The organism is Mycobacterium sp. UM_CSW (assembly GCF_000455205.1).
Taxonomy (GTDB): Bacteria; Actinomycetota; Actinomycetes; order Mycobacteriales; family Mycobacteriaceae; genus Mycobacterium.
Map to the genome: position 1 here is coordinate 1 of NZ_AUWQ01000140.1, position 9,782 is coordinate 9,782.

9 protein-coding genes are annotated in these 9,782 nt (G+C 68.7%); 4 read left to right on the forward strand and 5 right to left on the reverse strand.

Going from position 1 to position 9,782, the window contains the following annotated elements; genetic code table 11:
* Window positions 1–103 precede the first annotated feature (103 nt).
* A complete protein-coding gene (dxs, locus tag N415_RS29500; RefSeq protein ID WP_068189592.1) occupies window positions 104–2,017 on the reverse strand; it encodes a 1-deoxy-D-xylulose-5-phosphate synthase in 1,914 nt (637 codons plus the stop codon).
* A gap of 53 nt (window positions 2,018–2,070) precedes the next feature.
* Here dxs and N415_RS29505 point away from each other — a divergent pair, with 53 nt between their 5' ends.
* Window positions 2,071–2,514, forward strand: coding sequence for a CBS domain-containing protein (locus N415_RS29505; RefSeq protein WP_068107302.1), 444 nt, complete (start codon window positions 2,071–2,073; stop codon window positions 2,512–2,514).
* Window positions 2,515–2,539: 25 nt separating this feature from the next.
* A complete protein-coding gene (locus N415_RS29510; protein ID WP_068189595.1) occupies window positions 2,540–3,829 on the forward strand; it encodes an ArsB/NhaD family transporter in 1,290 nt (429 codons plus the stop codon).
* 83 nt (window positions 3,830–3,912) lie between these two features.
* Here N415_RS29510 and N415_RS29515 read toward each other — a convergent pair whose 3' ends face one another.
* Window positions 3,913–5,109 (reverse strand): TRAM domain-containing protein, encoded by a 1,197-nt coding sequence (locus N415_RS29515; protein ID WP_068189598.1) that lies wholly within the window; start codon window positions 5,107–5,109, stop codon window positions 3,913–3,915.
* 20 nt (window positions 5,110–5,129) lie between these two features.
* Window positions 5,130–7,124: an APC family permease gene (locus N415_RS29520; protein ID WP_068189602.1), complete on the reverse strand. Its 1,995-nt coding sequence runs from the start codon at window positions 7,122–7,124 to the stop codon at window positions 5,130–5,132.
* Between the two features lie 89 nt (window positions 7,125–7,213).
* Between N415_RS29520 and N415_RS29525 the strand changes: the two genes are divergently transcribed.
* A complete protein-coding gene (locus N415_RS29525; RefSeq protein ID WP_068107328.1) occupies window positions 7,214–7,897 on the forward strand; it encodes a TrkA family potassium uptake protein in 684 nt (227 codons plus the stop codon).
* Entirely contained in the window at window positions 7,894–8,568 is a 675-nt protein-coding gene (locus N415_RS29530) for a TrkA family potassium uptake protein (RefSeq protein WP_067152164.1), read from the forward strand. The genes N415_RS29525 and N415_RS29530 overlap by 4 nt, the downstream gene beginning before the upstream one ends.
* Before the next feature lie 139 nt (window positions 8,569–8,707).
* Here the strand turns inward: N415_RS29530 and N415_RS29535 are convergent, their stop codons facing one another.
* Window positions 8,708–9,382 (reverse strand): DUF3159 domain-containing protein, encoded by a 675-nt coding sequence (locus N415_RS29535; RefSeq protein ID WP_068189604.1) that lies wholly within the window; start codon window positions 9,380–9,382, stop codon window positions 8,708–8,710.
* Window positions 9,379–9,747 carry an OB-fold nucleic acid binding domain-containing protein gene (locus N415_RS29540; RefSeq protein ID WP_068189609.1) on the reverse strand — a complete coding sequence of 123 codons (369 nt, stop codon included), beginning with the start codon at window positions 9,745–9,747 and terminating at the stop codon, window positions 9,379–9,381. Before N415_RS29540 ends, N415_RS29535 begins: the two co-directional genes overlap by 4 nt.
* Between the last annotated feature and the right edge of the window lie 35 nt (window positions 9,748–9,782).

Genomic DNA, 9,782 nt, shown 5'->3' on the forward strand with positions numbered 1-9,782 from the left:
GGCCCATTAGTGTGAATCGTGGGCATTGCGTGTGAGTCCTGGGCGCAAAAATCGGCGAGATCCCGCCGTGAGCGCACAGTGAAAGCCCTGAATGCACACCCGATTAGTCGAGGTGCTCCGGAATCTCGGCCTCGGCGACACTGCTGCCCAGCGCCGCCACCCAACCGGTGACGCGGCGGGCGATGTCCTGGTCGGTCAGCCCGAAATCGGCGAGCACCTCACCGCGCGAGGCGTGCTCGTAGAACTGCTGCGGCAGCCCGACGTCGCGGCAGGGCGTGTCGATTTCGGCGCGCCGCAGTGCGGCCGAGACGGCCGACCCCACGCCACCGTTCACGCCGTTGTCCTCGCAGGTGACGACGAGCTTGTGCTGGGCCGCCAGCTCGACGACGCCGTCGGACACCGGCAGCACCCAGCGCGGGTCGATCACGGTCACGCCGATGCCCTGGTTGTGCAGCCGCTTGGCCACACCCAACGCCATCGGCACGAACGCGCCGACGCCGACGAGCAGCACGTCGTGGTTCAGCCCTTCGGCGGGCAGCGCCAGCACGTCCACCCCCGAACGCCGCTCGACGGCCGGAATATCTTCTCCCACATCCCCTTTGGGGAAGCGGATCGCCGTCGGCCCGTCACTGATGTCCAGGGCCTCGCCCAGCTCTTCGCGCAGCCGGGTCGCGTCGCGCGGCGCGGCCACCCGGATGCCGGGCACGATGTTCAACATCGACAGGTCCCACATGCCGTTGTGGCTGGCGCCGTCGTTGCCGGTGATCCCGGCCCGATCGAGCACCATGGTGACGGGCAGCTTGTGCAGCGCCACGTCCATCATGATCTGGTCGAAGGCGCGGTTGAGGAACGTCGAATAGATGGCCACCACCGGGTGCATGCCGCCCATCGCCAGGCCGGCCGCCGACGTCATCGCGTGCTGCTCGGCGATGCCGACGTCGAACAGGCGGTCCGGGAACTGTTGGCCGAACGCCGTCAGCCCGGTGGGCCCGGGCATCGCCGCGGTGATCGCCACGATGTCGCGGCGCTTGCGGGCGTAGCCGATGAGCGCGTCGGAGAAGGTCGCGGTCCAGCCCGGCCCGGCGATCTTGGTGGCCTGGCCGGTGGCCGGGTCGATCACGCCGCAGGAATGCATCTGCTCGGCCTCGTCGTCCAGGGCCGGCCCATAGCCCATGCCCTTGCGGGTGACGACGTGCACGATCACCGGGCGCCCGAAGCCGCGGGCGTGGCGCAGCGCCACCTCGACCGCGCGCTCGTCGTGCCCGTCGACCGGGCCGACGTACTTCAGGCCCAGGTCGGTGAACAGCAGTTGCGGCGACAGCGAGTCCTTGATGCCGGCCTTGACGCTGTGCATGAAGCGATAGGCGATCTGGCCGAACAGGGGCAGCGAGCGGACCGCGTCGCGGCCCTTTTCCAGCATGTGCTCGTAGGCGGGCTGCAGCCGCAGGGTGGCGAGGTGGTCAGCGACGCCGCCGATGGTGGGCGCGTAGCTGCGGCCGTTGTCGTTGACGACGATGATCACCGGGCGGCGCGACGCGGCGATGTTGTTCAGCGCCTCCCAGCACATGCCGCCGGTGAGCGCGCCGTCGCCGACGACGGCCACCACGTGCCGGTTGCGGTGCCCGCTCAGCTCGAACGCCTTGGCAAGGCCGTCGGCGTAGGACAGCGCCGCGCTGGCGTGGCTGGACTCGACCCAGTCGTGTTCGCTCTCCGCGCGCGATGGATACCCCGACAGGCCGCCCTTTTTGCGCAGGCTCTCGAAGTCCTGGGCGCGCCCGGTCAGCATCTTGTGGACGTAGGCCTGGTGGCCGGTGTCGAAGATGATCGGGTCGTGCGGCGAGTCGAACACCCGGTGCAGCGCGAGCGTCAGCTCGACGACGCCGAGGTTGGGCCCGAGGTGCCCCCCGGTCGCAGCGACCTTGTGGATCAGGAACTGCCGAATCTCGGCTGCCAGATCGCGGAGCTGCTGTTGGGAGAGGTACTGCAGATCAGCGGGCCCGCGGATCTGTTCCAGCATCCCGTTAGTCTACGCAGCCGCGGCCGGATCACTACCCGACTATTGTTCCCCCCATGCGCGCGGAGGAACTCGCCGAGGACTTCCCGGTCGTGACGGTCGACTCGGACGCCCTCGACGCCGCCCGCCTGCTCGCGGAGCACCGGCTGCCCGGGATCGTCGTCACCGACGGGTCGGGCAAGCCCTCCGCGGTGCTGCCGGCCTCCCAGGTGGTCCGGTTCATCGTCCCGAAGTACGTGCAGGACGACCCCTCGCTGGCCGGGGTGCTCAACGAGTCGATGGCCGACCGCGCCGCGGACAAGCTGAGCGGAAAGACCGTCGGGGACATGCTGCCCGACCACCTCACTAACGTGCCGTGGGCCCACGCGGACGACACCATCATCGAGGTCGCCGCGGTGATGGCCCGGCTGCGCAGCCCGCTGATCGCCGTGGTCAAAGACCAGGCGTTGGTCGGCGTCATCACGGCATCGCGTCTCTTGGCCGCGGCACTCAAACACTAAAAGCCTTGAGCATCCGGGACAGTCGATGAGCGTCGTGGCGGTCGTCGTGTTCGTCGTCGCCTACGCGCTGATCGCCAGCGACCGGGTCAACAAGACCCTGGTCGCGCTCACCGGCGCCGCGATCGTCGTCGCCATGCCGATCATCAACTCCGATGACGTCTTCTACTCGCATGAGACCGGAATCGACTGGGACGTCATCTTTTTGCTGCTGGGCATGATGATCATCGTCAGCGTGCTGCGCCAGACCGGCGTGTTCGAGTACGTCGCGATCTGGTCCGCCAAGCGCGCCCGCGGCTCGCCCCTGCGCGTGATGATCCTGCTGGTGCTGGTCACCGCGATCGCGTCGGCCCTGCTCGACAACGTCACCACCGTGTTGCTGATCGCCCCGGTGACCCTGTTGGTGTGTGACCGGCTGGCGATCAACGCGGCGCCGTTCCTGATGGCCGAGGCGTTCGCCTCCAACATCGGCGGCACCGCGACCCTGATCGGCGACCCGCCCAACATCATCATCGCCAGCAAGGCCGGCCTGACCTTCAACGACTTCCTCTTGCACCTGACGCCGCTGGTGATCATCGTGATGGCCGTCCTGATCGTGTTGCTGCCCCGCCTATTTCGCGGTTCGTTCGCCGTCGACCCGGAGCGGGTCGCCGACGTCATGTCGCTGGAAGAGAAGGAGGCCATTCGCGATCACCGGCTGCTGATCGCCTGCGGCGTCGTGTTGGCGGCGGTGTTCGCCGCGTTCATCGCCCATTCGGCGCTGCACATGGAGCCCTCCATCGTCGCGCTCTTGGGCGCCGGGATCCTGATCGTGGTGTCGCGGCTGGAACATTCCGACTACCTGTCCAGCGTCGAGTGGGAGACGCTGCTGTTCTTCGCCGGGTTGTTCGTCATGGTCGGCGCGCTGGTCAAGACGGGCGTCGTCAAGCAGCTGGCGCACTTGGCGATCACCGCGACCGGCGGCAACACCCTGTTGGCCACCATGGTGATCCTGGCCGCGTCGATGTTGATCAGCGGGGTCGTCAACAACGTTCCGTACGCCGCGACGATGGCGCCCATCGTCGCCGACCTGGTCCCGGCGCTCGGCGACCACGTCAACCCCGGGGTGTTGTGGTGGTCGCTCGCGATCGGGACCGATTTCGGCGGCAACCTGACCGCCGTCGGCGCCAGCGCCAACGTCATCGTGCTCGGGCTCGCCGCGCGCGCCGACAACCCCATCTCGTTTTGGGAATTCACCCGCAAGGGCGCGGTCGTGACGGCGGTCTCCGCCGCGCTGTCGGCGCTTTACCTGTGGCTGCGGTATTTCGTATTCGGCTGAACGATTCGCGCCGAGACTGCGTACAGATCGCGCGAAACGCCCTCGGGCACGCTCTGAGCGCAGTCTCGACGCGGAAATTCACGTCAAAGCGTCAGCAGCGCCACGCACTCGGTGTGGTGGGTCAGCGGGAACGCATCGAAAACTTTGATCTTCTCGACGGTGTAGCCGTGGCCGCGGTACAGGCCGATATCGCGCGCGAAAGACGCTGCCTCGCAGCCGATGTGGACCACGCGCGGCACCCCGGCGGCGGCCAGCAGGTCGATGACGTCGCGCCCGGCGCCGGCGCGCGGCGGATCCAGCACGGCGACGTCGGCTTTCGAACCGCGCTGGGCGGTCGCTAAAGCCCGGCGGACCGAGTCGGTAACGACGTCGACCTGCGGCAGGTCGGCCAGCGCGGTTCGCGCGGCCCGCGTCGCCGACCGCGAGGTGTCGACGGTCACGACCCGCCCCGACTCCCCCACCGCGTCGGCGAGCGTGGCGGCGAAAACCCCGGCGCCGCCGTAGAGGTCCCACACGGTCATGCCGGTGGCGGGTTGCGCCCAGTCGGCGACCAGGCCGCTGTAGACCGCGGCCGCGTCCCGGTGCGCCTGCCAGAACGCGGTCACCGGCACCCGCCAGGAGCGCCCGCCCACCCGCTGCACCGCCTCGTAGCTGCCCTCCGCCACCGCGGTCGCGGTTTGCCCGCCGTGGCGCAGGGTGCGCACCACGTGGCGCCGGCCGTCGTCGTCGACGGCCACGTGCAGCTGCGCGCCGGCGGGCCACGCGGCCCCGGACGAATCACGAGCCAGGCCGTCCAGCATCCCCGGCGGCAGCTGCGCGCAGCGTAGGTCGGTCACCAGCTCGTCGCTGTGATACCGGTGGAAGCCTGGCCGGCAATCCGCGCCCACGTCCAGCCGCACCCGGGTGCGCCAACCCGTCGGGCCGGAGTCCGACAGCGGCTCGGCGCCCTCGGCGCCGCTCCACTGGTGACCGCCCAGCCGCTGCAGCTGATTGGCCACGACGTGCGCCTTGAGCGCGCGGGCCGCCTCCGGCGCGGCGAACGCGAGGTCGCAGCAGCCGGCGCCGCCGACACCGGCGATGGGGCACATCGGCTCGACCCGATCGGCGGACGGCTCGAGCACCTCGAAAGCCTCTGCGTGCCAATAGGATCCGCGCTCGGCGGTGACACGCGCCCGCACCCGCTCGCCGGGCAGGGCGTAGCGGACGAACACGACCCGGCCCTCGTGATGCGCCACGCAGCTGCCCCCGTTGGCCGGGGCGCCGGTCACCAGCGTCAGCATGTTGGGCTTCAACGCCGTGCTCAGTCGAAGATTCCGCGTCGGGCGTCGCCGGGTGCGGCGTGCGGCTGCAGCGCCTTGAGGCGCTCCGACGAATTCAATTGCCATGGAACGGAAGTCACCATCACGTTGGGCATGAACAGCAACCGGCCCTTGAGCCGCAGCGCGCTCTGGTTGTGCAGCACCTGCTCCCACCAATGGCCCACCACGTACTCCGGGATGAACACCGTGACCACGGTCCGCGGCGAATCCTTGCTGATCCTCTTGACGTAATCGAGTATCGGCCGGGTGATTTCACGATAGGGCGAGGCAATGACCTTGAGCGGCACACTGATGTCGCTTTCCTCCCACTTGTGCACCAGGTCTCGGGTTTCGGCGTCGTCGACGCTGACGGTGAGGGCCTCGAGTGTGTCCGGACGGGTCGCGCGCGCGTAGGCGAGCGCGCGCAGCGTCGGCAGGTGCAGCTTGGACACCAGGACCAGGGCGTGGTTGCGGCTCGGCAGCACGACATCGTGCTGGGCGGCCTCCTGCTCCTCCAGCTCCCGGCTGACCGTGTGGTAGTGCTTGCGGATCAGCTTCATCATCAAGAACAGCAAGCCCATCGCGAAGAGGGCGATCCACGCCCCCGCGACGAACTTGGTGATGAGGACGACCAGCAACACCGCGCCGGTGCAAATCAACCCGACCGTGTTGACCACCCGCGAGCGCATCATCTTGCGCCGCACCCGCGGGTCGGTCTCGGTGCGCAGCAGGCGGGTCCAGTGCCGGACCATGCCAATCTGACTCAGGGTGAACGAAATGAACACACCGACGATGTACAGCTGGATCAGCGCGGTCACCTCGGCGCGGAAGGCGATGATCGCCAGCAGCGCGGCCCCGGACAGGAACAGGATCCCGTTGGAGAACGCCAACCGGTCGCCGCGCGTGTGCAATTGGCGCGGAAGGTAACTGTGCTGCGCCAGAACCGAACCCAGCACCGGGAACCCGTTGAACGCGGTGTTGGCCGCCAGCACCAGGATCAGCGCGGTGACCGTGGCGATCAGCAGGAACCCGATGTGAAAGCTGCCGAACACGGTCTCGGCCAGCTGCGTGACCAGCGTCTTCTGGTAGTAGTTCGGCGGGGCACCGCCCAGCTGGGTTGCGGGGTCCTCGACGAGCTGAACCCCGATCTTCTCGGCCAGCACGATGATGCCCATCAGCAGGGTCACCGCGATGCCGCCCAGCATCATCAGCGTCGTCGCCGCGTTGCGCGACTTGGGTTTTTGAAAAGCCGGCACCCCGTTGCTGATCGCCTCGACACCCGTCAGCGCCGCGCACCCGGAGGAGAACGACCGCGCCACCAGGAACGCCAACGCCAAACCGACGACCTGGCCGTGCTCGGCATGCATCTGGAAACCGGCGGACTCGGCCCGCAGCGGGTTGCCCAACACGAAAATGCGGAACAGGCCCCACCCGATCATGGCGAGGACCCCGACGATGAACGCGTAGGTCGGGATGGCGAAGGCCACGCCGGACTCCCGGATCCCGCGCAGGTTCAGGGCCATCACCAGCAGGATGGCCGCCACGCAGAACAGCACCTTGTGCTGCGCCACGACCGGGATCGCCGAGCCGATGTTGGACATCGCCGACGCCGTCGAAACCGCAACGGTGAGAACGTAATCCACCATCAGGGCGCTGGCGACCACCAGACCGGCGGTGTCGCCGAGATTGGTGGTGACCACCTCGTAGTCGCCGCCGCCCGACGGGTAGGCGTGCACGTTCTGGCGGTAGCTGGCGACCACGACCAGCATCACCGCGGCCACGGCGAGACCGATCCAGGGCGTCATCGCGTAGGCGGTGACCCCCGCGACCGAGAGCATCAGGAAGACTTCCTCGGGCGCATACGCCACCGAGGACAGCGCATCGGAGGCGAACACCGGCAAGGCGATCCGTTTGGGCAGCAGTGTGTGACTCAGCCGGTCGCTGCGTTGGGGCCGGCCGATGAGCAGCCGGCGCGCAGCGGTCGAAAGTTTGGACACGAGAGCCAAGAGTAAGCCCACCCGGGCTTGCTAGCGTTCCGTAGGCAACAATGTTCGTCGACGGGCCGAATCCGCCGGAAGGACCTTAAGTGCGCGTGGTTGTGATGGGTTGCGGCCGGGTGGGCTCGTCATTGGCCGACGGGCTCTCCCGAATCGGCCACGACGTGGCGGTCATCGACCGCGACAGCACGGCGTTCAACCGGCTCAGTCCCGAGTTTGCGGGCGAGCGGGTGCTGGGCCAGGGCTTCGACCGAGACGTCCTGCTGCGGGCCGGCGTCGAGGGAGCCGATGCCTTCGCGGCGGTGTCGTCCGGGGACAACTCCAACATCATCTCGGCCCGGCTGGCCCGCGAAACCTTCGGTGTCCGGCGCGTTGTCGCCCGGATCTACGACGCGAAGCGCGCCGAGGTCTACGAGCGCCTCGGGATCCCCACCATCGCCACGGTGCCGTGGACCACCGACCGCCTGCTCAACCTGCTCACCCGGGAAGGCGAGACCGCGAAGTGGCGCGACCCGACCGGCACCGTCGCCGTGGCCGAGGTCGACCTGCACGAGGAATGGGTGGGGCACCGCGCCACCGAGCTGGAGCAGGCCACCGGCGCGCGGGTTGCGTTCGTCATCCGGTTCGGCACGGGCGTGTTGCCGGAGCCGAAGACGGTCATCCAGGCCGGCGACCAGGTCTACATCGCCGCCATCTCCGGCCGCGCCGCCGAGGCGGTGGCCATCGCGGCGCTGCCGCCCAGTGAGGACCTCGAGGCGGGAGCCGTCAAGTGAAAGTAGCCGTCGCCGGGGCGGGCGCGGTCGGCCGTTCGGTCACTCGCGAGCTGGTCGAGAACGACCACGACGTCACCCTGATCGAACGCAACCCCGACCACGTCGACGTCGACGCCATCCCGGCCGCGCACTGGCGCCTGGGCGACACCTGCGAGTTGAGCCTGCTGCAGTCGATACACCTGGAGGATTTCGACGTCGTCGTCGCCGCGACCGGGGACGACAAGGTCAACGTGGTGCTCAGCCTGTTGGCCAAGACGGAGTTCGCCGTGCCGCGGGTGGTGGCCCGGGTCAACGATCCGCGCAACGAATGGCTGTTCACCGACGCGTGGGGCGTGGACGTGGCGGTGTCCACGCCGCGGATGCTGGCCTCGCTGATCGAGGAGGCCGTGGCCGTCGGTGATCTGGTGCGGCTCATGGAATTCCGCCGCGGGCAGGCCAACCTGGTCGAGATCACCCTTCCCGACGACACGCCGTGGGGCGGCAAGCCGGTGCGCCGGCTGCAGCTGCCGCGGGACGTCGCGCTGGTGACGATCCTGCGCGGCCCGCGGGTGATCGTGCCGGAGGCCGACGAGCCGCTCGAGGGCGGCGACGAACTGCTTTTCGTCGCGGTCACCGAGGCCGAGGAGGAGCTGCAGAAGCTCCTGCTGCCGGAAGCGGAGCCCGCAGGCTAGTCGATCAGGGTCTCGGGCGCGTCGATGTGAATCGTGGGCATTGCATGTGAGGCCTGGTCGGAAAAATCGCCGGAATACCGCCCTGAACGCACGCTGAAAACCACCACCGCACACTCAAAGCCATGAATGCACTCTGAGGCTAGTCGGCCGCGGTCTCCGCGGCGCCGGCTTCGTCCGGGGCCGGCAGGGTGCGCTGCACGGCCCTGATCGCCGCGTACGTCGCCACCGCGGCCAGCACGGTCAGCGGCCAACCCATCGCGATCCGCGCCACCCCGAGCCACCCGGTCTGATCGGCGTCGTAGAGCAGCCGCTGGACCACGAATCGCGCGGCGAACACCACGGTCCAGCACAGCGTGGCGATGTCGAACGCGTACACGGCCCGCGACACGGCGCGCCAGCTGCGGTCACGGCCGGTGGCCCAGCTCCACGCGTAGCCGACCAGCGGCCGACGGATCAGCACCGAGACCGCGAAGACCACCGCCCACAACAGCGACATCCAGATCCCAAGCAGGAAATAGCCCTTCGACTGCCCGACGACGTAGGCGATCAGCGCGCAGACGGCGACGCCGATGAAACCCGAAAACGCCGGCTGGGTGGATTCGCGGCGAACGAGCCGCCATACCAACACCAGTGCCGCCACGCCGAGCGCGGACGCGATGGCGGCCACCAGACCGGACAGGCTGGACACCGCGACGAAGACGACCACCGGCAGCGACGAGTAGATCAGGCCGCTCACCCCGCCCACCTGGGTCAGCAGCCGCTCCGGGGCAACACGATTATTAGTTACGGTTCCCCGATCGCCGGGGACGGTCACCGTTGAATTTCGTAGTGCGGGTTGTAGATCGCCTTGGTCCCGTTCTCGAGCTTGCCGACCCGCCCCCGCACCCGAAGCGTGCGGCCGGAGTCGATGCCGGGGATGCGGCGTTGACCCAGCCACACCAGCGCGACCGTGTCGGTGCCGTCGAACAGTTCCGCGCGGACCCCGCCGGAACAACCCTTGCCGTTCGTTTCCACGCTGCGCAGGGTGCCGATCATGGTGACCTCCTGGCCACGCTCACAATCGATCGCACGCTGCGCGCCGGCGCTGTCGACTTCGTCCGACAGCTCTTCGGAATCGCGTTGCTCCGGGTCCTCCGTCAATCGACGGGTGAGCCGGCGCAGATACCCTTGGGCCCCCATGGCCCCTCCTGACACTGGTGATAAAGCTTCGGCGC